Consider the following 24,662-nt stretch of genomic DNA (forward strand, 5'->3'; position numbering starts at 1 on the left):
ACTACCCAGTTGGGCGGTCGGCACACCCGGCGGGCCTGGGTGTGCTGCGCCACTTCCCGCGGCACCCTGAATTATCCCGGTCGGGTCCGGTTCACCGGTAGCCTGAGCGGACATGGCAGCGGTGTGAGGCGGCACGGAGAGGGAGCGTGGTTCGGGGGGTCGGCGACCAGGTCGCGAAGCTGGGCCAGCGCACCCAGGTCACCTTGCGGGATCGGGTGCATCGGGTGCGGTTCGGGGTCTGGCTGGCGCTGCAGACCGGGTTGGCTGCTGGCCTCGCTTGGCTGGTCGCACATGACCTGGTTGGGCATCCGGCCCCGTTCTTCGCCCCGGTCGCGGCGGTGGTCACGCTCGCGGTTTCGGTGGGCCAGCGGCTGCGTCGAGCGGTCGAGCTGGTCGTCGGGGTGGCGATCGGGATCGCGGTGGGTGACCTGCTGATCGCCTTTATCGGTACCGGCCCGGTGCAGATCACTGCGGTGGTGATCCTGGCGATTCTGTCGGCGATCCTGCTCGGCGGCGGGTCCGCGTTGGTCACCCACGCGGCGACGTCGGCGGTGCTGGTGGCGACGCTGACCCCGCCCGGCACCGGGCTGAGCTTCCCGCGCTTCGTCGATGCGCTGGTGGGCGGCTTGGTAGGGCTAGGGGTGATGGCGCTGCTGCTGCCGGTGAACCCGCTCCGGGTCGTGGCCCGTGCCACGGCCCCGATGCTGGACCTGATCGCCGAGAACTTGACGGAGACCGGGGCCGCGCTGAGCGGCCGGGACTGGCCGCGGGCCGAGCGTGCGTTGAGCCGGTTGCGGGCCGGGGAGGCGGAGCTGAGCCACTTTCAGGATTCGCTCGCGGCCGGTCGGGAGGCCGCGGCGCTTGCTCCGATCCGGTGGCGAACCCGCGGCGCGCTGGCCCGCTATCTGGACAGTGGCGATCAGATCGGGTACGCGCTGCGCAACGTTCGGGTGTTGGTGCGCCGCGCGATCCGGGTGACGGTGGACGGTGAGCCGGTCCCGGAGTCGTTGCCGGAGGCGGTCATCCTGCTGGGCGAGGCAGTGAGCTGGCTGCGGCGGGAGTTGGCGGAGGGGATCGAACCGGAGACCTGCCGGCAGCGGGCATTGGCGGCGGTGCAGGAGTCGGCGCGCGCCTACGAGGCCGGGGTCGGCTTCTCCGGCAGCGTGATCGTGGCCCAGATCCGGTCGACCGCCATCGACTTGCTGCAGGCGAGCGGGGTGGCGCAGGCGGAGGCGAGCGACCTGGTGCGCCGCGCCGCCCGGTGACCAGTGCCGCCCGGTGACCAGTCCCGGGCGCCGCCCGCCGACTCGCCGGTGCCGGGCGGCCGGTGCTGCTGGCCGAGCCAAGGTCAGCGCCGACCCGGCTCCAGCCGCCGCATCGCTAGCCGGGCCGCCGCACCGAGCAGCGCGATCTGGACCACCAGCAGCAGGATCGATCGCCACCACGAGCCGGTGCTGTGGGTCCAGAGCGGATCGGTGAAGATTGGACGCACCATGCTCAGCAGATCGACGGTGCTGCCCCCGGCGGCGAAACCCCATCGGGTGGGGGAGGTCCAGGAGATTTGGTTGAGGACCGCCTGGCCGTGGAGTTCGAACAGCCCGCCAGAGAGCACCAGCATCGCCATTACCACGACCACCAGTACCGGTGTGGTCTGGGCGACCGACCGGGCGAGCGCGCTGATGCACAGCCCCAACATGGTGCAGCTGGTGGTGACCATGGCGATCGGCGTGATGATCTCGACCATCGGGGAGCCCATTACCAGGGCTTCGGCGGGGGCGCCCCGGCCGAGCAACGACAGGTAGACGAAGATCGTCACCTGGCACACGTTGATCAGACCTAGCACCGCGAACTTGGCTGCCAGGTAGGCGCCGGGGGATAGCCCGACCGCTCGTTCTCGCTGGTAGATGGTGGATTCGTTGACGATCTCCCGGATCGCGGAGGAGATGCCGATGAAGGAGGCTCCGACCACCAGCACCACCAGGATGCGCATCGCCTCTAGCCGATCATCGCCGGTGGCACCCTCGGCGGGGCCGAGACCGGTGTCGCCGGGCACGGTGTGGGAGAGCAACGCCAGCACCATCGGTAGCCCGAGGAGGAACAACGCGTACCCGCGGTCGGCGGTGATCACCGCGAACATTCGTGCGCTGAGGGTGGTGAACTGGCGCAGCGGCGCCACTGGATCCTTGGCGCGGTTGAGCATGGAGGGCCGTGCGTTGCTCAGGGCCTGGGCGATCCGGGTGGCCGCCGGCGCCGGCTTCGACTCGTCGCTGGTGTTATTGGTGCCGCTGGCGCTGACGGCCAGGTGGGTCGGCGGATCGATGCCCGCCGGCGCGGTCTCGGGGGCGGGGGCGGGGCCGGGCTGCTGGCTCCGACCCGGCGAGGGTTGCAGCATGTGGGCGGTGATCGGCTCGGCGATATATCGCCGGTAGAGGTCGGACTCCCGATAGCGACGGGTCCAGTACTCCGGCTCGCGGGTCACCTTGGCGAACACGTCTGCATAGTCGTCGGCCTCGAAGAAGCTGAGCACCTCGGAGGGCGGCCCGAAGTAGCCGGTGGTACCGCCGGGGCACATGACCAGAATCCGGTCGCAGACGGAGAGGTGTAGCACGCTGTGGGTGACGCAGAGGATGGTCCGGCCTCGATCGGCCATGCCCCGCAGCTGCTGCATCACCTCGCGGTCCAGCGCCGGGTCCAGCCCGGAGGTCGGCTCGTCGAGGCACAGCATCGACGGCTCGGTCAGCAGCTCCAGCGCCACCGAGGTACGTTTCCGCTGGCCACCGGAGAGCCGGTCGATGCGTTGCCGCGCCGATCCAGCGATCCCGAGCATGTCCATGACCTCTTCGACCCGGGCTGAGCGTTCTCGGCGGGGGACGTCGTCGGCGAACCGGAGTCGGGCGGCGAAACGCAGCGCCCGACGGACGGTGAGTTGCCGGTGTAGCACGTCGTCCTGCGGCACCATGCCGATCCGGTACCGGAGTTCGGCGTAGTCGGCGTAGAGATCGCGGTTGTCGTACCTGACCCGCCCCGCGCTCGCTTGTTGCAGTCCGGTGAGGGCGCGGATGAGGGTTGACTTGCCGCAGCCGCTGGGCCCGATGATGCCGAGCAGGCTGCCTTGTTCGAGGGCGAAGCTGACGTCGTTGACGATACGGTGCTTGCCGATGGCCACGGTGACCTGCTCGGACGAGAGTGACACCGGCCCGGCGTCCAGATGCTCGTGTAGCCGTTCACCGTCGAAGGCGAGCTGGAAGTGACCGATCGAGACGAGGTCGCCAGGCTCCAACATGACCCGGTCGATCCGGCGTCCGTTGTGGTAGGTCCCGTTGGTGCTGCCCAGATCGGTGAGTTGGTAGCCGGCGGGTAGTTGCCGCACCTCGGCGTGCCGGCGGGAGACCAACAGGTCGCGGAGCACCACGTCGTTCTCGCTGCTGCGCCCGATGCTGGTCACGCCGCTGGCGTCGAAGGCGGCCAGCTCGGGCCGGCCGGCGGCGGGTGACGGCGCCGGTGGTGGCGGTGGAGCGGCCGGCTGGGGCGGTGGAGCGGCTGCCGGTGGGGCGGCCGGTTGTGGTGCCGGCTGCGCTGGCTCTGCTGGGGAGAGGGTTACGGTCGGGGGCGCGTCGGCCGCCGGTTGAACTGGCTGGGTGGTTACGGCCGCCGGCGCCGGGAGCCCGATCCGCAGCAGCGGCCCGTCGTGGGCGCTGCCGATGCGGATCTCGATGCCGTCGGTCAGCCGGATGGTCTCGCTCCGCTCACCCGCGTGGTGGATGCCGTTGCGGCTGCCCAGGTCCCGGATGACCCAGCCGCCGTCGGTGCGGGCGATCTCCGCGTGTTGTCGGGAGACTGAGCGGTCGGAGACCACCAGTTGGCAGGAGGGGTCCCGGCCGATCCGCAGGACCTGATCGGTCTGCAGGAGCGCGCGGGTTGGTTCGCCGTTGAGAGTCAGCTCGAGGACGTGTGCCACGGCTACCATGATGCGGTACGCCGGCATGCCGGGCGATCGGCCGACCGGCGGGGATCGTGCGCACCGGGGCGTAAGCTGGCCCGCTTGGACTGTCCTTAGACTGTCGCGGTGAGCAGCCAGTCGCCGGTCATCGCCCCGAGCATCCTCTCCGCCGATTTCGCGCGCCTCGCCGACGAGATCTCGGCCATCTCCGGGGTCGCCGATTGGGTGCACGTCGACGTCATGGACAACCACTTCGTTCCGAATCTGACCATCGGTCAGCCGGTGGTGGCAGCGCTTCGGAAGGCGACCTCGTTGCCGTTCGACTGCCACCTGATGATCACTGATCCGCAGCGATGGGCGGTGGGGTACGCCGAGGCGGGGGCGGAGATCGTCACCTTCCACGCCGAGGCGTGCGATGATCCGGTGGCGCTCGCCCGGGATCTGCGCGCCGCCGGGGCTAGGCCGGGGCTGGCGATCGATCGGGATACCGCAGTCGAACCGTACCTGGATCTGCTCCCCGAGTTCGACCTGCTGTTGATCATGACGATCAAGGCGGGGTTCGGTGGTCAGGAATTCATCCCAGAGCTGCTGGCGAAGGTCCGCTCAGCCCGCCGGCACATCAACGCCGGCCACCTTGACCTGCGGCTAGAGGTTGATGGCGGGATCAACGCCGACACCATCGAGGCGGCGGCGCAGGCCGGAGCGGACGCCTTTGTGGCGGGCAGCGCGGTCTACGGTGCGGCCGACCCGGCGGCGGCGGTCCGCCGGCTGCGGGAGCTCGCGCAGTACGCGGTGTGACCGTAACGCTTCTAGACTGGCGCGGTGACTGATCAACCGGAGCACCTCGCGGACCAACCCCCGCCCCCCGCGGAAGTAATTCTGGTCGCTGATGACGATCGCGACATCGCCCGGTTTGTGGAGGTCAACTTTCAGCTGGAGGGTTTCCAGGTGCTGGTGGCTCACGACGGCGAGCAGGCGCTCGTGTTGGCTCGGCAACACCGGCCGGACCTGGCGTTGGTGGATGTCCGGATGCCCGGGATCGACGGGTTGGAGCTGACTCGCCGGCTGCGCTCCGACCCGCGTACCTCAGCGTTGCCGATCATCATGCTGACCGCTAAGGGGCTGACCGTCGACAAGGTGGTCGGGTTGACCGCCGGCGCCGACGACTACGTGGTCAAACCCTTCGACAACGCCGAGCTGGTGGCGCGGGTCCGGTCGATGCTGCGCCGGGCGCAGGAGTTCCGCGAGGTCTCACCGCTGACCGGATTGCCGGGTAACACCCGGATCTTGCGGGAGTTGAGCGACCGGGTCCGCAGCGGCACCGACTTCGCCGTTTGTTACATCGACATTGACCGATTCAAAAGCGTCAACGACGCGTACGGATTCGGGCGCGGCGACGAGTTCATCGCAGTGCTGGCCCGCTGCCTACACCAGGCCGTGGCCGAACAGGCCGAGCCGCCGGCCTTCCTCGGTCATGTCGGCGGCGACGACTTCGTGATCGTCTGCCTCCCCGACCAGGTCCGCCCGATCACCTCGCAGGCGGTGGAGGATTTCGAAAAGGCCGCCGACGATATCTACGATCCGGAGGACGCGGACCGGGGCTATCTTGAGATCGTCGACCGGCGCGGCAACATTCAGCGCCCCAACCTCGTCTCGATCTCGGTCGGAGTTGCGCTCTCGACGGCTCGGAAGTTCTCCGACCCCCGGGAGGTGATCACGGTGGCGACCGAGATGAAAAACGTAGCGAAGAAGGAGGCCGGGTCGTTCGTGGCGTACGACCGGCGGCGGAGCCGGTGACGGTCGGCCCGCCGCCGGTCGTGTGATCTTCTCCGCCTGACTCGGCGAATCGGGCGCGGCGTGGGACAATCGCCAAAGAACCCACCACGCGCTGGCGGGACTCGGTGAAATTCCGAACCGGCGGTGACCCCTGAGGGCTAGGTGCTCTCCAGGGCAGCCCGCGACCCGGTGGCAACCAGCCACCGGTGGACCTGGTGTGACTCCAGGGCCGACGGTTGATCAGCGGTTGCGGCGATGCTGCGGCCGATGGTCAGACAGTCCGGATGGGAGCGGCGCGCGGGCACGGGTGGACGTGGCGCGATCGCGCCTGCACGTCCACCCGGGGCACGCCCTCCCCACCCTCCGTCTGCGCGGGTAGCGAGGAAGGGCGGTATGGCGAGTCAGGCTGAGGTCGCCGTGATGGGGCGGGCGGTGGAGCTCGCCGCGCGCGGGCTGGGCACCACCAGCCCGAATCCGGTGGTCGGTTGTGTCATTCTCGACGCCAGCGGCGCAGTCGTCGGGGAGGGTTTCCACGCGTACGCCGGCGGGCCGCACGCGGAGATTGTCGCGTTGGCGCAGGCTGGGGAACGGGCCCGCGGCGGCACTGTGGTGGTGACCCTGGAGCCGTGCAACCATCACGGCCAGACCGGCCCGTGCAGTACGGCACTGGTAAACGCGGGCGTAGCCCGGGTGGTGATCGCGGTCACCGATCCCACAACCAGTGCGGCCGGCGGAGCGGAGCGGCTTCGCCGCGCCGGCGTCGAGGTCGAGGTCGGAGTGCGCGAAGCCGAGGTCGAGGCCGGCAATATCGCCTGGCTCACCGCGGTACGCCGGCGCCGGCCCTTCCTGATCTGGAAGTACGCCGCGACCCTGGACGGTCGGTCCGCGGCCGCCGACGGCACCAGCATGTGGATCACGTCGGAGGCGGCGCGGATGGACGTGCACTCCCACCGCAGCACCGCGGACGCGGTGCTGGTCGGGGTGGGGACCGTGCTCGCCGACAATCCGCAGCTCACCGCTCGTAACCTGCGCGACGGCAGTCTGGCGATCCGGCAGCCGCTGCGGGTGGTGGTCGACTCCGAAGGGCGGACCCCGGCGGATGCCCGGATTCGCGATCAGGCCGCCCCCACCTGGGTGGCGACCGCCGCCGAGCTCGGCTCGGACGAGCGGGGCCAGGTCAACCTGGCTGACCTGCTGAGCCGCCTCTACGAACGGGACGTCCGGGCAGCGTTGCTGGAGGGCGGTCCGCGGCTGGCCGGGGCGTTCCTCGCCGCCGGATTGGTCGACCAGGTCGTCGGCTACCTCGCCCCGCGGCTGTTGGGCGCCGGGTCGGCGGCGCTGATCGACGCCGGGGTACACACCGTGGCGGACGCCATCGAGCTCGAGTTCACCGACATCACCCGGGTCGGTCCTGACCTGCGGTTCACCGCTGTTCCCCGCAACGTGAAGGGTTGACCAGATGTTCACAGGGATCGTCGAAGAGTTGGGCTCGGTCACAGCCCGGGAGCCGGGCGCGTTGGCCGTGCACGGCCCGGTAGTGACCGCCGATCTGAAACCGGGCGACTCGGTCGCGGTCAACGGGGTCTGCCTCACCGCGACCGAGATCGTCGACGGGGTGGGGTTCCGCGCCGATGTGATGACTGAGACGCTCCGGCGCACCGCGCTGGACCGGTTGCGGGTCGGTGAGGAGGTCAACCTGGAGCGGGCGGTCACTCCCCACACCCGGCTCGGCGGGCATCTGGTGCAGGGTCATGTCGATGGGGTCGGCACGGTGCTGGTCGGGCCGCCCCAGCTGCGGGTGGGGCTGCCCCCGGGCCTCGCGCGTTACCTGGTGACGAAGGGGTCGATAACGGTCGACGGGGTGTCGTTGACCGTGGTCGAGGTGACCGACGAGTGGTTCGAGGTCGGTTTGATCCCGACCACGCTGGCGGCTACGACGCTGGGCCGGACCAGCGCGGGTGACCCGGTCAATCTGGAGGTGGATGTGATCGCCAAATATGTCGAGAAGCTCGCCGCCGGGTTCGTCCCGGCGGGCCAGCCGGGGCCGGTCGCTGGGGGGACGCCGTGACCGCCGGGGTGAACGGGGCGATGGTGTCGCCGGCGATCGGCGCGGCGGGTCGGGTCGAGGCAGCGGTGGCGGCGTTGCGGGCCGGGCGGCCGATCATCGTCGTCGACAACGAGGATCGCGAGAACGAGGGCGATCTGATCTTCGCCGCCGAGCACGCCACGCCGGAGCTGGTCGCGTTCATGGTGCGGTACTCCTCCGGCTACCTCTGCGTACCGATGCCGGGGGCGGAGTGCGACCGGCTGGAGCTGCCCCCGATGTACCACACCAACCAGGACCGCCGCGGCACCGCCTACCGGGTGACGGTGGACGCGCGCGAGGGCATCGGCACCGGGATCTCCGCGACCGACCGGGCGCACACCATCCGGTTGCTAGCGGACCCGGCCTCGGCGGCGGTGGACTTCGCCCGGCCCGGGCATGTGGTGCCGCTGCGCGCCGAGGATGGTGGGGTGCTGCGCCGGCCGGGGCACACCGAGGCCACCATCGACCTGTTGCGGATGGCCAACCTGCGCCCGGTGGGTGTGTTGGCCGAGGTGGTGTCGCAACAGTCGGCCGGTGAGATGGCGCGTCGACCGGAGTTGGAGGAGTTCGCGGCCGAACACGGGCTGTGCCTGGTCAGCATCGCCGAACTGGTGGCCTACCGCCGCCGGCACGAGCAGCAGGTGCAGCGGATCGCGCAGACCCGGCTGCCCACCGGTCATGGGGTGTTCCAGGCGATCGGCTACCGGGCGGAGTACGACTCGGCCGAGCACGTCGCGATGGTCTTCGGGGATCTGGGTGACGGCGAGGATGTGCTGGTTCGGGTGCACTCCGAATGCCTGACCGGCGACGTGCTGGGGTCGTTGCGGTGTGACTGCGGCCGGCAGCTGGAGGCAGCGCTGGCCAGGGTCGCCGCCCAGGGCCGGGGAGTGGTGCTCTACCTGCGCGGCCACGAGGGCCGGGGGATCGGCTTGCTGCACAAGTTGCAGGCGTACCAGTTGCAGGACGATGGCCGGGACACCGTGGACGCGAACCTGGACCTGGGGTTGCCGGCCGATGCCCGCGACTACGGCACGGGTGCGCAGATCCTGGCCGACCTGGGGGTGCGGACCATGCGGCTGCTGACGAACAATCCCGCGAAGCGGGCGGCGTTGGAGGGCTACGGGTTGAAGATTGTCGGCCGGGAGACGCTGCCGGTGCGGCCGCACCCCGAGAGCTTGGCGTACCTGCGTACCAAGCGCGACCGGATGGGCCATCTGATCGATGGCCTCGATGGCCTCGATGGGGTCGAGGCGGCTGCGGAGGGGTTGTCGTGAGCCGGACCGAGCTCAGCGAGCGGGCGCCGGTAGCCGCTGACGGGCTGGTGCTCGGGGTGGTGGCCACCCGCTGGCATCAGGACCTCACCGATCAGCTGCTGGCGCGCGCGGTGGCGGCGGGCGAGGCCTGCCGGACCGCGGAGACGGTGACCGTGCGGGTGGACGGCGCGGTGGAGCTGCCGGTGGTGGCCCAGGCACTGGCCCGGCGTTGTGACGCGGTGGTGGCGCTCGGGGTGGTGCTCCGGGGTGAGACCGCCCACTTCGAGTACGTGTGCCGGTCGGTTACCGACGGGCTGACCCGGGTAGCCCTGGACTCGGCGACTCCAGTGGCGCACGGGGTGCTCACCGTCGATGAGATTTCCCAGGCGCGGGCCCGGGCGGGCTTGCCGGACTCGGTCGAGGACAAGGGCTGGGATGCGACCGTCGCGGCGCTCGACGCCGCGCTGGTGATCCGGACGGTCCGCGGCTGATGCGGTGCGTCGCTGACCGGTGCATCCGCCGCGGAGCGACCAACGGCGCCGGTTGGCCGGCCCGTTCGGGTGGTGTGCGGGGCCGCGCCGGTCGCGGCGTCACCGGGTTCTGCCACAATGTGACCTCGTGAAGACCTTCGAGGAGCTGTTCGCCGAGCTGCAGGCCAAGGCGGCGGCGGGCACCCCCGGTTCGGGGACCGTCGCGGCGCTCGACGCCGGCGTGCATGCGATCGGCAAGAAGGTGTTGGAGGAGGCGGCCGAGTCGTGGCTGGCCGCCGAGCATGAAGGGCCGGAGCGCACGGCCGAGGAGATTTCGCAGCTGCTCTACCACACCCAGGTGCTGATGCTCGCCGCTGGGCTGGAGCTCAAGGATGTCTACCGACATCTGTAGCGGCCCCGGTCCGCACCCACATCCTGCCTACCGTGAGTCGTGAAGGAGCACCTCATGTTGCGTATCGCCGTGCCCAACAAGGGCAGACTCGCCGGCGCGGCGGCCCAGATGTTGCGGGAGGCCGGTTACCGGCAGCGCCCGAGCGACAGCGATCTGGTCTGTCGGGACGAGCCCAACCAGGTCGAGTTCTTCTACCTGCGCCCGCACGATATCGCCACCTACGTGGGCTCGGGTGATCTGCAGCTCGGCATCACCGGCCGGGATCTGCTGGTGGACGCCGGTGGTCCCGCGGTCGAACTGCTCGACCTGGGTTTCGGCGGCGCCACCTTCCGATTCGCGGCCCGGCCGGAGACCATCACCGACCCGGCGAAGTTGCCGGGGCACCGAATCGCCACCTCCTACCCGGGCATCGTCCGGGGCTACCTCGCCGAGCATGGGCTGGATGCCGAGGTGATCCGGCTGGACGGGGCGGTGGAGAACGCGATCGGGCTGGGTGTCGCCGAGGTGATCGCCGATGTGGTGCAGACCGGGGCGACGCTGCGGCAGGCCGGGCTGGCGCCGTTCGGGGAGCCGATCCTGGAGTCGGCGGCGATCCTGATCGGTGGCCCGGACCGGCCCGTCGATGGCGGTGTCACCCAGTTGCAGCGCCGGTTGCAGGGGGTGCTCGTCGCCCGGAGCTACGTCATGCTCGCCTATGACGTCCACGCGGAGACGCTCGACGCGGCGTGCCAGCTGACGCCGGGGATCGAATCGCCCACCATCTCGCCGCTGCACCGGGAGGGCTGGGTGGCGGTGCAGTCGATGGTCCGCCGGGCCGAGGTGCACCGGATCATGGATGAGCTCTATGACCTGGGTGCGCGGGCGATCCTGGTGACCGACATCCACGCCTGCCGGCTGTGAATGGCGGCTGTGAGAGACTCGGGGCGTGACCGAGCCTGCCGCCGAGTCTGACCAGCTCGCCCCCGTCGTCTATCGGCCACGCCAGATCCGGGTGGTGGCCTGGATCGCGGCGATCGTCGTGGTGGTCGCAGCGATCGCGCTGAGCGCCGCGCTGGCCGGCCCGATCAACGAAAGTGGCCCGGCTACCTTTACTCTCGTCGATCGGCTGGGACTACTTGGGCTGGGTCTGATCGGCGCGGCGATGTTGCTGACGCTGACCCGCCCGTTGGTCGCCGCCGACGAGGCGGGGATCCGGGTCCGTAATGTGCTCGGCGACCGCCGCCTCTCCTGGGGGGTGGTCCGGGCGGTGCGATATGAGCGCGGCGCTTCCTGGGCGGTGCTTGAGTTGGCGGACGACGATGTGCTCGGGGTGCTGGCGGTGCAGGCGGTCGACAAGGAGCGGGCGGTTGCGGCGGCGCGGGCGCTGCGGGCTCGGCACGCGGCCTATCACCGCCGCGCCAGTTCGTCGAGCCAATGAGCTGGGGTCTCTTCCGTCCGTTGGCGGTGTGAAGTCGGCCCCTGACGGTTGTGCTATTCTTGCTCAGTCGACCGCATCTTCGCGTCCGCCCGTTGGGCGGTTGCGTCGATGTTCGAAGCGGAGCCCCGCTCCCACCTGAGTCGCTCTTGCGGCTGGGTTCCGGTCCACACGATGGCCTCGTGTGAGCGCTGTATGGCGTGTTGACCGGTCGAGCGGGCCCCGGCGAGCGCCGGGGCCTTTTCGCTTCTGGTCACCTTGGTAACTGTCACCATACGAGGAGGCCTCATCAGCGCTGATCCACGCATCAACGACCAGATTCGGGCACGGGAAGTCCGGTTGGTCGGCCCAGAAGGCGAGCAGGTGGGCATTGTTCCACTCGAGCGCGCGCTGCAGCTGGCCCAGGACGTCGATCTGGACCTGGTCGAGGTTGCGCCGATGGCACGCCCACCGGTGTGCAAACTCATGGACTTCGGCAAGTTCAAGTATGAGAGCGCGCTGAAGGCCCGAGAGGCCCGGCGCAACCAGCAGCAGACCGTCATCAAAGAGATGAAGCTCCGCCCGAAGATCGACACCAATGACTACGAGACCAAGAAAGGTCACGTCGTGCGGTTCCTGCGGGCCGGCGACAAGGTCAAGGTGACGATCATGTTCCGGGGTCGGGAGCAGAGCCGTCCGGAGCTGGGGCTCCGACTGCTGCGCCGGCTCTCGGACGAGGTGGAGGAACTAGGTTTCGTGGAGGCCGCCCCGAAGCAGGACGGCCGAAACATGATTATGGTGCTCGCGCCCCATCGTGGGGGTAAGACCGCGGGCAAGGAGTAGGCGAGGGCCACCGCCGGGCCTCGTTCTCGCGAGGCTCGTGGCGACCAGCCTGGCCTGGTCGGCCGCCGCGCTGCGGGGGCGGTGCGCGCGCGGCCAGAAAACACCGTCGCCGGCGAGTAGTCGCCGGCTGCGGTGTGCGGACAGACAAGGAGCGTTCCACAGTGCCGAAGATGAAGAGCCATACCGGCATGGGTAAGCGGGTCCGGGTGACCGGCCGCGGCAAGCTCGTCAAGCAGCAGGCCAACCGGGTGCACAAGCTGGAGGTCAAGTCCTCCCGTCGTAAGCGTCGGCTCGCGGGCACCGACCCGGTTTCCCGGGCGGATGCGAAGCGAGTCAAGAAGCTGCTGGGCCGCTGACGCGCCCGTAATCTGAGGAGGATTCGAGATGGCACGCGTCAAGCGGGCAGTCAACGCACATAAGAAGCGCCGCGCGGTCCTGGAGAGCGCCAGCGGCTACCGCGGCCAACGCTCCCGCCTGTACCGCAAGGCCAAGGAGCAGATGCTGCACTCGATGCAGTACGCCTACCGGGACCGCAAGCAGCGCAAGAGCGACTTTCGGCGGCTCTGGATCACCCGGATCAACGCCGGCGCGCGCGCCAATGGGATCACCTACAACCGGCTGATCCAGGGGCTGAAGCTTGCGGGGGTGGAGGTCGACCGCAAGATCCTCGCGGATCTGGCGGTGCATGACGCGGCCGCGTTCAGCGCGCTCGCCACGACCGCCCGGGAGGCGGTCGCCGCCAACGGTGACAATGGCGCGGCCACGCAGGTCGGTAACGCCTGAGCCCGCCGCTATCGACCGGCCCCGACGCCGGCTCGCCCACTGGGCGGCCGTCCGACGGGGCCGGTTCACCGTTCACCCGCCGAACCCCACGGATCGTCGCGGCGGCGCGGCTGCGCCGCCGGCGGGAACGCGACGCGACCGGCCGTTTCCTGGCGGAGGGGCCACAGGCGGTTCGCGAGGCGCTGAGCAGCGGGGCGGCCCGGGAGGTGTTCGCGACCGCCGAGGTGGGGCGCCGCCATCCAGAGCTGCTGACCCTCGCGGGGCAGCAGCAGGTGCCGGTGTCGGCGGTGACCGACGACGCGGTCGCGGCGCTTGCCGAGACGGTCGCGCCGCAGGGGGTGGTGGCGCTCTGCCGCCGGGTCGACTGGCGGTTGGCGGAGCTCGTGGCGGCGCCGCTCCGGCTGGTGGCGGTGTTGGCCGAGATCCGTGATCCGGGCAACGCGGGCACCGTGCTCCGCACCGCCGACGCCGCCGGCGCCGACGCGGTGGTCTTCGCTGGTGCAGCGGTCGACCCGTACAACGGCAAGTGTGTCCGGGCCTCCGCCGGCAGCCTCTTCCACCTGCCGGTGGCACGCGCGGACTCGGCGGCCGCCGTGGCCGGCCTGCGGGCGGCGGGGCTGCGGATCCTCGCCGCGACCGGCGGCGGCGAGGCCGATCTGGACGAACTGCTCGACGCCGGGGGGCTCACCACGCCCACCGCATGGCTGTTCGGGTCCGAGGCGCACGGCTTGCCGGCCGACCTGCTCGACACCGCCGATGCCCGGGTCCGGGTGCCGATCCACGGTCGGGCCGAGAGCCTGAACCTGGGTGCGGCGGCGGCGGTGTGCCTGTACGCTTCAGCCAGAGCGTTACGTCAGAGGGAGCAACTCGGATGATCCGTCGCATGGCGATGTTTACCCAGCCCGCCGGTGGCGGGCGGCGGGGTTGATCCGCGCGTTCTCTCACCTCCGGCGGGCTGCGGCATAGCCGCGTGACCCGTGTGCGCGCCGCCGACATCGGCCCGGCCGCGGGGTCCTAGACTCACACCCGGTCCCCGGAGGAGATTCATGACGTACCGTAACGATCCTTATGATCCGAAGCAGGTGGCGCTGCTCGACCCGGCCGCCCTCGACCAAGCGGTGACCGCCGCCGAGAAGGCGTTCGCGGCCGCCGCCGACCCCGACGCACTCGCCGCCATCAGACATCAGCATCTCGGCGACCGGGCACCGGTCTCGCTGGCCCGGCGAGAGATCGGCGCGCTGCCCCCGGCGGCGAAGTCCGAGGCCGGCAAGCGGGTCAACGCCGTGCGGGCGGCGATCCAGGCCGCCTACGACAGCCGGCTCGGCCAGCTGCGCATCGAGGAGCAGCGGCGGGTGCTGGCCGAGGAGCGGGTGGATGTCACGCTGCCCACCGACCGGTCACCGCGCGGAGCCCGGCATCCGCTGACCACGCTCACCGAGCGGATCGAGGACCTGTTCGTCGGGATGGGTTACGAGGTTGCCGAGGGGCCGGAGGCCGAGCTGGACTGGTACGCCTTTGACGCGCTCAACATCGGGCCGGACCACCCCACCCGGACCATGATGGACACGTTCTACCTGGCCGCAGCGGGCACCGGCGCCGGCCAGTCCGGGCTGGTGCTGCGACCGCACACCTCCTCGGTGCAGGTCCGCACCATGCTCACCCGGACCCCGCCGATCTATGTGATCTGTCCCGGGCGGACCTACCGCACCGATGAGTTGGATGCCACCCACACCCCGGTCTTTCATCAGGTCGAGGGGCTGGTGATCGACCGGGGCATCACTATGGCCCACCTTAAGGGGACCCTGGACCACTTTGTCCGGGGCATGTTCGGACCCGAGGCCACCACCCGGCTCCGGCCGTCGTACTTCCCGTTCACCGAACCGTCGGCGGAGATGGACCTGTGGTTCCCGCAGCACCGGGATGGCCCCCGGTGGGTCGAGTGGGGAGGCTGCGGCATGGTCAATCCGCGGGTGCTGCGCGCGTGCGGGGTCGACCCTTCGGAGTACTCCGGGTTCGCCTTCGGGATGGGGATCGAGCGCACCCTGATGTTCCGGCACGGGGTCAGCGACATGCGGGACATGATCGAGGGCGACATCCGGTTCGCCCGCGCGTTCGGGATGGAGGTCTAGCCGTGCGGGTGAGCGTCTCCTGGCTTCGGGAGTATGTAGACGCGCCGACCGACCCGGCGGTGTTGGAGCCGGCGCTGGTGCGGGTCGGGCTGGAGGTCGAGGAGATCGACGACCTTCGGGCCAGCGTCAGCGGGCCACTGGTGATCGGCCGGGTCGCCGAGATCGAGGAGCTGACCGGGCTGAAGAAGCCGATCCGCTACTGCCAGGTGGCGGTCGGCGAGTCGGAGCCGCGGGGGATCATCTGCGGTGCCACCAACTTCGCCGTCGGCGACCTGGTGCCGGTGGCGTTGCCCGGGGCGGTGCTGCCCGGCGGCTTCGCGATCACCGCCCGCAAGACGTACGGTCGGGTCTCCGACGGGATGATCTGCTCGGCGAAGGAGCTGGGCATCGGCGAGGACCACGCGGGGATCATGGTCCTGCCCGGTGGGGCGGGGATACCCGGCGCGGACGCCCGGCCGGCCGTCGGGCTCGACGACGTGGTGGTGGAGCTGGACTCCAAGCCGCTGCGCGGGCACTGCTTCTCGGTCCGCGGGGTGGCCCGGGAGCTGTCCCACTCGCTCGGGTTGCCCTACCGCGACCCCGCCGACATCGACCCGGCCCCACCGGGGGCGACCGCCGAGCCGGCCCACCCGGTGACGGTGATGGACCCCACCGGCTGCGACCGTTTCGCGACCCGGCTGGTGCGCGGTATCGACCCGGCGGCGCCGTCGCCCGAGTGGCTGCGGCAGCGGCTGGTCCACGCCGGCGTGCGGCCGATCAGCCTGGCCGTAGACATCACCAACTACCTGATGCTCGAGCTCGGCCAGCCGATGCACGCCTTCGACGCCGACCGGCTGCACGGCCCACTGGTGGTCCGCCGGGCCCGGTCGGGAGAGCGGCTGGTCACCCTTGACGGAGTCGACCGGGCATTGGACCCGACCGACATGATCATCTGCGACGACACCGGACCGATCTCGCTCGCCGCGGTGATGGGCGGGCAGACCAGCGAGATCGTCCCGGAGACGGTGAACGTGCTCTTCGAGGCCGCCCACTGGGAACCGACCATGGTGGGCCGGACCGCCCGCCGGCACAAGCTGCCCAGCGAGGCGGCGAAGCGCTGGGAGCGGGGGGTGGACCCGCAGGTGTCGCTGGTGGCGCTGCAGCGGGCGGTCGAGCTGCTGGTGACCCACGCCGGTGGCGAGGTGGACGATCGGGTCGGCGATATCGACACCGTCGCGGAGCCGGCCGCGATAGTCATCCCGGCCGACCTGCCGTCGCGGATCGCCGGGGTCACCTACCCGCCGGAGCGGGTGGTCGAGCTGCTGGCGGAGATCGGCTGCGCCGTCGAGCAGACCGGTGACCGGCTACAGGTCACGCCCCCGAGTTGGCGGGCGGACCTGACCGACCCGGCTGACCTGGTCGAAGAGGTCGCCCGGCTCGACGGGTACGACCGGATCCCCAGCGTGCTGCCGCAGACGCCGCCGGGTGCCGGGCTGACGCCGGCGCAGCGCCGTCGCCGTACCGTGGGCCGGGCGCTCGCCGAGGCCGGGTACGTCGAGGCGTTGTGCTACCCGTTCGTCGGGGAGGCGGCCTGGGAGGCGTTCGGGCTCGGCGACGACGACCCGCGCCGGGAGACGGTGCGGATCGCCAACCCGATCTCCGGGCAGGAGCCGTCGCTGCGGAGCACGCTGCTGCCGCCGCTGCTGGCCGCGCTTCGCCGTAACCTGGGCCGGGGCGCGCGCGAGGTGGCGCTCTACGAAATCGGTTCGGTGTTCCGGTCGAGTGGGCGGTCCGGCGTGCCGCCTAGGCTTCCGGTCACCCACCGCCCCGAGGATGCGCAGCTCGCCGCCGCGCAACAGCACGTGCCGTCGCAGGAGTGGCACGCCGCGGCGGTGATCGCCGGTGACGCCTCGCCGGCCGGGTGGTGGGGTGCCGGCCGACCGGCGGACTGGGCCGACGCGGTGCAGGCGGCGCGTACGGTGCTCGCCGCGGCCGGCCTGCCGGAAGCGCAGTTCGAGGTACGCGCGGCGGAGTACGCACCGTGGCACCCGGGCCGGTGTGCGGAGTTCCGGGTGGCTGATCAGGTGGTCGGGCATGCCGGCGAGCTGCATCCGGCGGTGTGTGAGGCGATGGAGCTGCCGAAGCGTACCTGTGCCATGGAGCTGGACCTGGACGCCGTGCCCCTGCCCGGGGTCGCACCGGCGCCGCGGTTTGCTAGCTACCCGCCAGCGTTGATCGATGTCGCGTTGGTGGTAGCCAACGAGGTCCCCGCCGCCGATGTCCACCAGGCGTTGCTAGCCGGGGCCGGGGAGTTGCTGGAGTCGGTGCGACTGTTCGACGTCTACACCGGGGAGCAGGTCGGGGCCGGGCGCAAGTCGCTCGCTTACAAACTGGTGTTCCGGTCGGTCGACCGCACGCTCACGGTAGAGGAGGCGGTCGCCGCCCGGGACGCCGCAGTCGCCGTGGCGGCGGAGCGGGTCGGTGCGGAGCTACGCGGCGCCTGACCGTCGGCCGGGCAACCGGCCGGCGGTCAGCTCCGCCGCTGGCTGATCCGGTCAGCGCCGGGCGTAGTCGGCGACCTCGCCGAAGTCGAGCAGGATGCAGGCCTCGTCGCCGATCACCTCGGCGTCGTGGCCGGGCGGGATCGCCACCACCGTACCGGCGGTGACATCCTGCTCGGACCCGTCATCCATATAGACCCGCATCTGGCCGGCGAGGCAGTAGCCAAGGTGCGACACCTGGCAGGAGTCGGTGCCGGCGATCGGCTTGACGTTCTTCGACCACCGCCAACCCGGCTCGAAGTGGCCGGCGGCGACCGGATGGTCAGCGACGTTGACCACGTCGGCCCAGCCGTTGCCCTCGAAAGGGCGGGTCTCGTCGGGTTGGTCGAACCGCTTGATCTCGACCGGTGGCATTACCACCACCCCCTTGTCACTGAAAGTAACCAGACTAATCCGTTACGGTGACATTTGCCATGCAATGCTGCCGGCGGCAGGTGCCGGCGGCTACCGGCTAGAGAAGATCGATCTCGGCGGCTCTGGCGAGTCCGCCGCCCCCTGATCGGTGACCGGCGGCGCGCCGGCGATGAAGCGGTCCAGCTCCTCGCCGTCGAGCACCCGCGCCGGGAACGCCTCGGCCGCCACCCGCCGGGTCAGCTTCGCCACCGGCAGCCGGCCCCGATCGGTCGCGACCAGCACCAGGTTGCCGAACCGCCGGCCCCGCAGCGTGCCCGGCTCCGCGATGACACACACCTGGTCGAAGACGGCGCGGAGCGTCGCGGCCTGGGATCGGGCGAAGCTCAACGGCTTACGATCGGCGAGGTTGGCGGCGTACCAGCCGCCGGGCCGCAGCACCCGCGCCACCTCGGCGACGAACTCGGTGGAGGTGAGCCGGCCGGGCATCCGCGCCCCGCTGTAGACATCGTTGACCACCAGGTCGAACCGGTCGGCCCGGGTCGACTCCACCACCTGGCGCGCGTCCCCGGTCCGCACCCGCAGGTCCGCCCCGCGCGGCGGCGGCAGCACCCGGCGTACCAGCGCGATCAGGGCGGCGTCGCGTTCTACCACCCGCTGCACCGAGCCGGGGCGGGTGGCCGCGATGTACCGGGGGAGGGTCAGCGCCCCGGCGCCGAGGTGGAGGACGTGTAGCGGGTCGCGGGCCGGCGCCAACAGGTCCACCACCGCCCCGAGTTGCCGGACGTACTCGAATTCGAGCCAGGTCGGCTGGGACGTCTCGACGTATGACTGGGGAGTGCCGTCTAGCAGCAGCGTCCACCCGTTCGGCCGGTCCGGGTCCCGGACCAGCTCGGCCTCGCCGAAGTCGACCTGCTCGTTGATCTGCTCCGGACCCCGGCGTCTCCCACCCATGCCCGCCATTATCTGCTGGTGGGCTGGCCCGCGAGTCTCTCGCCCCTCCAACACTCGCGCGGATCGGCGGGCCGTGGTCGTTGCCTTCCCGCACCATGGTGGTATGGCGGTGGAGCTGATCTATGAGACCCATTCGACCACCACCGACAACGAAACGGGGGTCGCCACCGGCTGGCTGCCCGGTGAGCTCTCCGAGGCCGGCCGCCAGCAGGCTCGTGAGCTCGGCGAACGCTGGCTTGCGCAGGACATCGTGGCGGTCTTCAGCTCCGACCTGCGGCGCGCGGTGCAGACTGCGCAGTTGGCCTTCGGCGGCACCGGCATCCCGGTGCATCACGATCCCCGGCTGCGCGAGTGTGACTACGGTTCGCTCAACGGCACCCCGGCCGCGCAACTGGACCGGCCGGCTCGGATCGCGGTGCCCTTCCCCGATGGCGAGAGCTATCGCCAGGTGGTGGCGCGGACCCAGGATTTCCTTACCGACCTGGTCCGCGACTTCGATGGCCGGCGGGTGGTGGTCATCGCGCACTCGGCCAACCGCTGGGCGCTTGAGGTGCTCGTAAACGGTCGCCAGCTCGAAGACGCGATCGCGGAGCGGTTCACCTGGCAGCCCGGTTGGCGGTACCAGGTCGAGCGCGGTGTTGCGCGCTCGGCGGCGCGGGCGGGGGCTCCGGACGCGTTCGCCGAGCTGATCGGTCCGCTGCGCGGGGAGCTGCACGCCCACTGCTACCGGATGCTCGGCTCCCTCGACGACGCTGATGACGCGGTGCAGGACACGCTGGTGCGGGCGTGGCGGGCGCTCGACCGGTTCGTCGACCACGGGTCGCTGCGGCCATGGCTGTACCGGATCGCCACCAATCGTTGTCTATCGATGCTCTCCCGGCGCGCCCGCCGGGAGCTGCCCGCGGATCTCGCCGCCGACGTCCCAATGGCCGAGGTGGTCTGGCTGGCGCCCTACCCGGATGACCGGCTCGGCCCCGAAGGGGACGCGGTGGCACGCGAGAGCATCGAGCTCTCGTTCGTCGCCGCGTTGCAGCTGTTGCCCGGCCGGCAGCGGGCAGTGTTGCTGCTGCGCCACCTGTTGGGCTTCACCGCGCGGGAGGTGGCCGGGCAGCTGGACACCAGCGTCGCCGCGGTCAACAGTGCGCTGCAGCGCGCCCGGAAGGTGCTGGCCGAGCGGCTGCCCGCCGCCAGCCAACGGGCGGTGATGCGGGAGTTGGGCGACGCGCCACTGCGTGATCTTGCGCGGCGGTACGCGACAGCGTGGGAGACCGGCGACGTCGACACGATCGTCGCGATGCTCACCGACGACGCGAAGTACTCGATGCCACCGGAGCGGTCGTGGTTCGCCGGCCGGGCCGCGATCCGGGGGTTCCTGCTCGACGGTCCGTTGGCGTACCGGTGGCGGTTCCGGCCGGCCGCCGTGAACGGTCAACTCGCGTTCGCGACCTACCGCTGGGATGACCAGTTCGGCACCTTCGTGCCCGGGGGGCTGGACGTGCTGACACTGCGGGGCTCCGTGGTCGCGGAGGTGGTGTCGTTCCTCGACGCGGACTTCCCGACCTTCGGCCTGCCCGCCCGGCTCGATGAGTAACGAAGAATCTCGTGCCGCGGCAGCGATGAGTTCTGCCTCGCCGCCGGGTTGTACTGGTGAAGGGAGGCACGCTCATGGTGATGCAGACGATCAAAGGTGATGAGACGCTGATCGGGCAGCTGGTCGAGCGCTGGGTGACCGCGGTCGGAGCCGGGGACTTGGCGGGTGTTGTCGTCGATCACGCCGACGACATTGTGATGTTCGACGTCCCGCCGCCGCAGGACGGCGTTCGCGGGATCGAGGCGTACCGCGCCACCTGGCCGCCGTTCTTCCGGTGGTTGGCCAGCGGTGCGGTCTTCGAGCTGGTGCAGCTGGAGGTGACGGCTGGCACGGAGGTCGCCTTCGCCCACGCGTTGCTGCGGTGCGGCACGCCGGAGCACCTCGCGGCGCATCCTGACCACCGGCTACGGGTCACGCTCGGGTTCCGCAAGGAGGAGGGTCGCTGGTTGGTCGCGCACGAGCACCACTCGTTCCCGCTGGCCGACCTGGCGGACACCGCCGCCGCGGCTGAGCGGGAGATCCGGCTGTTGCACGAGCGGTGGTTCGATGCCACGGCGGCGAAGGATCTTGACGCTCTGATGGCCCCGGTCGCCGAGGAAGTGGTCTCGTACGAGCATGAGGCGCCGCTGGCCTATGCCGGGGTCGACCAGGTGCGGCAGGTCTGCCAGCGCGGGCTTGACGCCGGCCCTGGTTCGGTGACCTGGGAGGTGCCGGAGCTGACCGTCGTCGCCCAGGCAGGTCTCGCGGTGGCGTGGGGGTTGAACCGGCTGCGAGTCGAGGAGCCGGACGGGTCCTGGCGGGAGGCGTGGTCGCGCGGTACCCGGGTGTTCCGCCACACGGATCACGGCTGGTTGCTGGTGCATCAACACCTGTCGTTCCCGGCCGATCCGCAGACCGGCGCCGCCCGCACCGATCTGCGTCCCTGAGGAGACGCCCGCCGATCATGAGCGGGTTGGCAGAACGCCCGGCGAGTCTGTCAACCCGCTCATGATCGGCCGTCAGGGGAGTGGCGTCACTGGACGCAGAACTCGTTACCCTCCGGGTCGGCCATGACGTAGTGGTACTCCGGCCAGGGGCCCCAGCTCGCGTCGTGCTTGTGGACGACCGTGGCCCCCAACTCGACCAGCCGCGCCACCTCGTCGTCCACTTCGTGGCGCTCGGCCGGCCCGGGGCCGGTTCCGACCGTGACGTCGAGGTGGAGCCGGTTCTTGGCCGTCTTCTCCTCGGGGAAACTGGATGAACTAAGAACCACCGGCTGCCGTGGATGGCATGGCAACGACACACCCCCATGTGGCGATCTACACGCGGATCAGCAAGGACCGGTACGGCAACGCCGAGACCTGCCTGGACCAGGAGAACTTGGGCCGTGCCTATGCGGCGAAGGTGTGGCCGGGGTTGCCGGTGAAGGTGTACTCGGATCCGGACCTGTCGGCGTTCCGGGATGATGTGTACCGGCCCGGGTACGAGGCGTTGCGGGAGGCGATTAAGGCCGGGCAGGTGGTGCATCTGTGGGCGGTGGAGCAGACGCGGTTGGAGCGGCGGGAGGTGCCGTGGTTCGAGCTTGCCGCGCTGCTGGATGTGGCGGGGGTCGAGCTGTTGCACACCCATCGGGACGGGATCGTGCGGGTGCAGGACGAGGTTGCCGGGATCAAGGCCGTCCTCAGCGCTGCTGAGGTGCGGAAGATGAAGAAGCGGCAGGCGGACAAGTTCGACGCGCAGGCCGCCCGGGGTGTCCCGCCGGGTTCCCGCCCGACCGGTTACGCGCATGGGCGTACCGGGTCGGGTGAGCGGACGTATGTGATCGTGCCGGAGCAGGCCGAGGCGATCCGGGAGGCCGCGGAGCTGGTGCTGGCCGGGTGGGCGTTGGAGAACATCGCCGGTCGGCTCCGCGAGCGGGGTCTTCAGGGCGCGCACATGGTGAAGGTCCGCGACGCCAACGGCCAGGTGGTCACCGATGAGGCGGGTAATCCGCTGCGGCGTGCGGCGAAGGTCAACGGGTCGACGGTGAAGAACATGCTGACCAACCCGACCATCGCCGGGCTGCGGGTCCACCGCGGCGAGGTCGTGGGTCGGGGGAACTGGGAGCCGATCGTGGACGAGGCGACCTGGCGGCAGGTGTGCGCGAAGCTGCGCGGCAACCGGAAGGTCACCACCGCCACCGGCGCAACGTATGTGGTCGGCGACAAGCACCAGGGAAACCAGACCGGCCGCCGCTACCTGCTCACCGGCGGGATCGCGGTGTGCGGGGTGTGTGGGGCGGCGCTGGTCGGCTCGGAGAAGCAGTTCCGCAACAAGACCCGTGGCGTGTACACCCGGCCGTACCTGTTCTGCCACCCCCGCAACGGCGGCAAGGGCTGCGTCGGCATCCTGGGCACGGAGACCGAGGAATACGTGGTCGCGGAGCTGCTGGAGGAGATCAAACGCCGCCGCGACCACGAGCTGATCGACGACGGCGCGGCCGGTGCCCAGCGGGACCGGCTCACCACCGAGCTTGCCGGCATCGATGAGCAGCGCAAGGAGCTGGCGCGGATGTGGGCGACGCGCCAGTTGACTGGCACGGAGTGGGGTGAGGCCCGCGCCGCCTTCGACGCCGAGCAACATCGGATCGAGGTAGAGCTGGCCGGGTTGCCGGTGCCGGCAGAGACCCGCGACCCTGCGGCGATCCTCGCCGACTGGCCAGTCATGACGCTGGACGAGCGGCGACAGGTGATCCGCGACTACATCGAAGCGGTGACCGTGCACCGGGCCAAGCCCGGCACGAAGGGCTTCGACCGGGGCCGGGTCGCCATCGAGTGGCGGTAGCAACGGCGTTCAGAAGCGTGGCGACCGCTGACGCCGTCGCACAGCGTCGACGGTGAGCAGGCCGTTAGCTCGTTTGCTCGCCGGGCGTTGGTGAGGCTGCCGTGGCGGCGTCATGCTGAGGGCGGCCGGCATGCAGGGCAGAACAGGCCGGCGGCCACAGGCAGTAGTGATCGTTCAACCACGTTCCGCCCACAGTGCAGTGCTCCACCTGGCCCGACGTTCGCAGCACGCTGCGGGAGGCGGCCAGCTTGTTGAACCTGCGGGTAATGTCGATACTGCGGTGGATGACTGGCTCGCCGTTTGCGAGCCTTCTTGTATCGTCGGCCAGGTCAATCCAGCAGAGGTCCATCGCAAGATCGCAGGGGTCCAATGATGGAAACTGATGTCTGCGGACCTCGACACGTTCAAACAGATAGCCGCCCGAGCGGACCGGGAGCCAGGCCCATGCCTCAGTCCACCCGTCACACCGCTCGAAGGTGAAACTCTTTAGATTCCAGTCGGCTAGGAGCCCGTCGAGCACTGCGAGGGTTATGTCTCGTCGGGCGTCGCCGGTGATGTCGTTGGGGAAGGTCAGTCGGCCGCCTCTCAACTTGGCGTTGAGGTGCCGGTAGTCGATTACCTCGGGGATGCAGTCCGGTTGGTCTGGGTGGACTCCGCAACCGGCGTCGCATTCGTGAACCCAATAGGAGCGTCCCAGCCGCCGCGCGGACGCATAAGCGTCGATCAGGTATTCGATGATTGTTCGTCCATCACGGATCTTGTCGAGAGATCGAGACGTGATCCGTAGCAGGTCCAACTGCACGGAAGCGCATACTTTGTCCTTGATCCGATCCCGGCGGACCGCGTCGCTGCTGCGGTGGGTTTGGCCGTCCAGTTCGACCGCGAAGATCGGTAACAGGTCCTTGGTGACAACGAAGTCGAGGTGTTGCCGGGTGGCCGTCGCCCACTGAGCCATTCCGCGCAAGGTCGCGCTGACTGTGCGTAGCCGATGCCCGCGGCGGTGCGACACGCCGACTCCGTTGTGGTGCAACGAAAGACGCAGGACTCCGATACATGAAGATGGTCCTACCAGAGATCAACTTCATAGGAGCCCTGCGCCCGACCATGAGTGTCACATACGCCGCCACGCTGCCCGTACGCCAGGAGACCACGCTGTACCTGTCCAGCCTGCTGCACGCCGAGCGTCTCCGACGCGGTACCCGCCGGGGCAGCCGGCGCTGGGCTGCTACCGGCAGGCCGTGCTGATCCTGCGTTGGTTCTGCGACGGCACACGCATGAGCCAACGCCGAACTCCGCTGCGTCACCCTCGAGATCCTGGTCTCCTGCCTGTTCCGTGCGC

The 24,662-nt window shown here is 70.3% G+C and carries 22 protein-coding genes and 4 pseudogenes; 21 read left to right on the top strand and 5 right to left on the bottom strand.

The genetic code is table 11. From position 1 onward, the window contains the following. Positions 1–146: 146 nt before the first annotated feature. Positions 147–1,265 carry an FUSC family protein gene (locus JQS43_RS12400; protein WP_239679228.1) on the top strand — a complete coding sequence of 373 codons (1,119 nt, stop codon included), beginning with the start codon at positions 147–149 and terminating at the stop codon, positions 1,263–1,265. A gap of 83 nt (positions 1,266–1,348) precedes the next feature. Here the strand turns inward: JQS43_RS12400 and JQS43_RS12405 are convergent, their stop codons facing one another. Further along, a complete protein-coding gene (locus tag JQS43_RS12405) occupies positions 1,349–3,958 on the bottom strand; it encodes an FHA domain-containing protein (RefSeq protein WP_239679229.1) in 2,610 nt (869 codons plus the stop codon). Positions 3,959–4,066: 108 nt separating this feature from the next. On the opposite strand from JQS43_RS12405, the gene rpe reads away from it, so the two are divergent. From rpe to pheT, 15 genes and pseudogenes are all read left to right on the top strand, one after another. Then, entirely contained in the window at positions 4,067–4,738 is a 672-nt protein-coding gene (gene rpe / locus JQS43_RS12410; protein ID WP_239679230.1) for a ribulose-phosphate 3-epimerase, read from the top strand. Between the two features lie 24 nt (positions 4,739–4,762). Then, positions 4,763–5,737, top strand: a complete 975-nt coding sequence (locus JQS43_RS12415) for a GGDEF domain-containing response regulator (RefSeq protein WP_239679231.1) — start codon at positions 4,763–4,765, stop codon at positions 5,735–5,737. Between the two features lie 372 nt (positions 5,738–6,109). Continuing rightward, entirely contained in the window at positions 6,110–7,171 is a 1,062-nt protein-coding gene (gene ribD, locus JQS43_RS12420) for a bifunctional diaminohydroxyphosphoribosylaminopyrimidine deaminase/5-amino-6-(5-phosphoribosylamino)uracil reductase RibD (RefSeq protein WP_239679232.1), read from the top strand. 4 nt (positions 7,172–7,175) lie between these two features. Beyond that, positions 7,176–7,784 carry a riboflavin synthase gene (locus tag JQS43_RS12425; RefSeq protein WP_239679233.1) on the top strand — a complete coding sequence of 203 codons (609 nt, stop codon included), beginning with the start codon at positions 7,176–7,178 and terminating at the stop codon, positions 7,782–7,784. A 20-nt stretch (positions 7,785–7,804) separates the two neighbouring features. After that, positions 7,805–9,076, top strand: coding sequence for a bifunctional 3,4-dihydroxy-2-butanone-4-phosphate synthase/GTP cyclohydrolase II (locus JQS43_RS12430; protein ID WP_239679409.1), 1,272 nt, complete (start codon positions 7,805–7,807; stop codon positions 9,074–9,076). After that, positions 9,073–9,546 carry a 6,7-dimethyl-8-ribityllumazine synthase gene (ribH, locus tag JQS43_RS12435; RefSeq protein ID WP_239679234.1) on the top strand — a complete coding sequence of 158 codons (474 nt, stop codon included), beginning with the start codon at positions 9,073–9,075 and terminating at the stop codon, positions 9,544–9,546. Before JQS43_RS12430 ends, ribH begins: the two co-directional genes overlap by 4 nt. Before the next feature lie 127 nt (positions 9,547–9,673). Then, positions 9,674–9,937 (top strand): phosphoribosyl-ATP diphosphatase, encoded by a 264-nt coding sequence (locus tag JQS43_RS12440; RefSeq protein ID WP_239679235.1) that lies wholly within the window; start codon positions 9,674–9,676, stop codon positions 9,935–9,937. Positions 9,938–9,991: 54 nt separating this feature from the next. Continuing rightward, positions 9,992–10,837, top strand: coding sequence for an ATP phosphoribosyltransferase (gene hisG, locus JQS43_RS12445; RefSeq protein ID WP_239679236.1), 846 nt, complete (start codon positions 9,992–9,994; stop codon positions 10,835–10,837). 25 nt (positions 10,838–10,862) lie between these two features. Then, positions 10,863–11,354 (top strand): PH domain-containing protein, encoded by a 492-nt coding sequence (locus JQS43_RS12450; protein ID WP_239679237.1) that lies wholly within the window; start codon positions 10,863–10,865, stop codon positions 11,352–11,354. A 303-nt stretch (positions 11,355–11,657) separates the two neighbouring features. Further along, positions 11,658–12,293: pseudogene (gene infC, locus JQS43_RS12455) on the top strand (translation initiation factor IF-3). Between the two features lie 41 nt (positions 12,294–12,334). Next, positions 12,335–12,529 carry a 50S ribosomal protein L35 gene (gene rpmI / locus JQS43_RS12460; protein WP_239679238.1) on the top strand — a complete coding sequence of 65 codons (195 nt, stop codon included), beginning with the start codon at positions 12,335–12,337 and terminating at the stop codon, positions 12,527–12,529. A 28-nt stretch (positions 12,530–12,557) separates the two neighbouring features. After that, positions 12,558–12,956 (top strand): 50S ribosomal protein L20, encoded by a 399-nt coding sequence (gene rplT, locus JQS43_RS12465; RefSeq protein ID WP_239679239.1) that lies wholly within the window; start codon positions 12,558–12,560, stop codon positions 12,954–12,956. 92 nt (positions 12,957–13,048) lie between these two features. Continuing rightward, complete coding sequence (locus JQS43_RS12470) at positions 13,049–13,831, top strand: TrmH family RNA methyltransferase (RefSeq protein WP_239679410.1); 783 nt, start codon at positions 13,049–13,051, stop codon at positions 13,829–13,831. 171 nt (positions 13,832–14,002) lie between these two features. Next, positions 14,003–15,085, top strand: coding sequence for a phenylalanine--tRNA ligase subunit alpha (gene pheS / locus JQS43_RS12475; protein WP_239679240.1), 1,083 nt, complete (start codon positions 14,003–14,005; stop codon positions 15,083–15,085). Positions 15,086–15,087: 2 nt separating this feature from the next. Continuing rightward, the gene (gene pheT, locus JQS43_RS12480) at positions 15,088–17,568 is read left to right on the top strand and encodes a phenylalanine--tRNA ligase subunit beta (RefSeq protein ID WP_239679241.1); all 2,481 of its coding nucleotides are present in this window, start codon (positions 15,088–15,090) and stop codon (positions 17,566–17,568) included. A gap of 51 nt (positions 17,569–17,619) precedes the next feature. Here pheT and JQS43_RS12485 read toward each other — a convergent pair whose 3' ends face one another. Together JQS43_RS12485 and JQS43_RS12490 are read right to left on the bottom strand one after the other, a co-directional pair. Then, positions 17,620–17,979, bottom strand: coding sequence for a cupin domain-containing protein (locus tag JQS43_RS12485; RefSeq protein ID WP_239679242.1), 360 nt, complete (start codon positions 17,977–17,979; stop codon positions 17,620–17,622). Between the two features lie 90 nt (positions 17,980–18,069). Continuing rightward, positions 18,070–18,930: a spermidine synthase gene (locus JQS43_RS12490; RefSeq protein WP_239679243.1), complete on the bottom strand. Its 861-nt coding sequence runs from the start codon at positions 18,928–18,930 to the stop codon at positions 18,070–18,072. Positions 18,931–19,033: 103 nt separating this feature from the next. On the opposite strand from JQS43_RS12490, the pseudogene JQS43_RS12495 reads away from it, so the two are divergent. The 3 genes and pseudogenes from JQS43_RS12495 to JQS43_RS12505 form a co-directional block, all read left to right on the top strand. After that, positions 19,034–19,486 (top strand): annotated as a pseudogene (locus JQS43_RS12495) (histidine phosphatase family protein); the annotation flags it as partial. 90 nt (positions 19,487–19,576) lie between these two features. Next, positions 19,577–20,521: pseudogene (locus tag JQS43_RS12500) on the top strand (sigma-70 family RNA polymerase sigma factor); the annotation flags it as partial. A 74-nt stretch (positions 20,522–20,595) separates the two neighbouring features. Continuing rightward, the gene (locus JQS43_RS12505; RefSeq protein ID WP_239679244.1) at positions 20,596–21,447 is read left to right on the top strand and encodes a YybH family protein; all 852 of its coding nucleotides are present in this window, start codon (positions 20,596–20,598) and stop codon (positions 21,445–21,447) included. Between the two features lie 86 nt (positions 21,448–21,533). On the opposite strand, the gene JQS43_RS12510 is transcribed toward JQS43_RS12505, so the two are convergent. Then, positions 21,534–21,773 (bottom strand): VOC family protein, encoded by a 240-nt coding sequence (locus JQS43_RS12510; protein WP_239679245.1) that lies wholly within the window; start codon positions 21,771–21,773, stop codon positions 21,534–21,536. A gap of 17 nt (positions 21,774–21,790) precedes the next feature. Between JQS43_RS12510 and JQS43_RS12515 the strand changes: the two genes are divergently transcribed. After that, positions 21,791–23,323, top strand: coding sequence for a recombinase family protein (locus JQS43_RS12515; protein WP_239679246.1), 1,533 nt, complete (start codon positions 21,791–21,793; stop codon positions 23,321–23,323). 64 nt (positions 23,324–23,387) lie between these two features. Here the strand turns inward: JQS43_RS12515 and JQS43_RS12520 are convergent, their stop codons facing one another. Further along, a complete protein-coding gene (locus JQS43_RS12520) occupies positions 23,388–24,278 on the bottom strand; it encodes a DUF2726 domain-containing protein (protein ID WP_239679247.1) in 891 nt (296 codons plus the stop codon). A gap of 149 nt (positions 24,279–24,427) precedes the next feature. Here JQS43_RS12520 and JQS43_RS12525 point away from each other — a divergent pair. Next, a pseudogene (locus tag JQS43_RS12525) lies at positions 24,428–24,606 on the top strand (IS5/IS1182 family transposase); the annotation flags it as partial. Between the last annotated feature and the right edge of the window lie 56 nt (positions 24,607–24,662).

This window comes from Natronosporangium hydrolyticum, from assembly GCF_016925615.1.
In the GTDB taxonomy this organism is placed as follows: Bacteria; Actinomycetota; Actinomycetes; order Mycobacteriales; family Micromonosporaceae; genus Natronosporangium; species Natronosporangium hydrolyticum.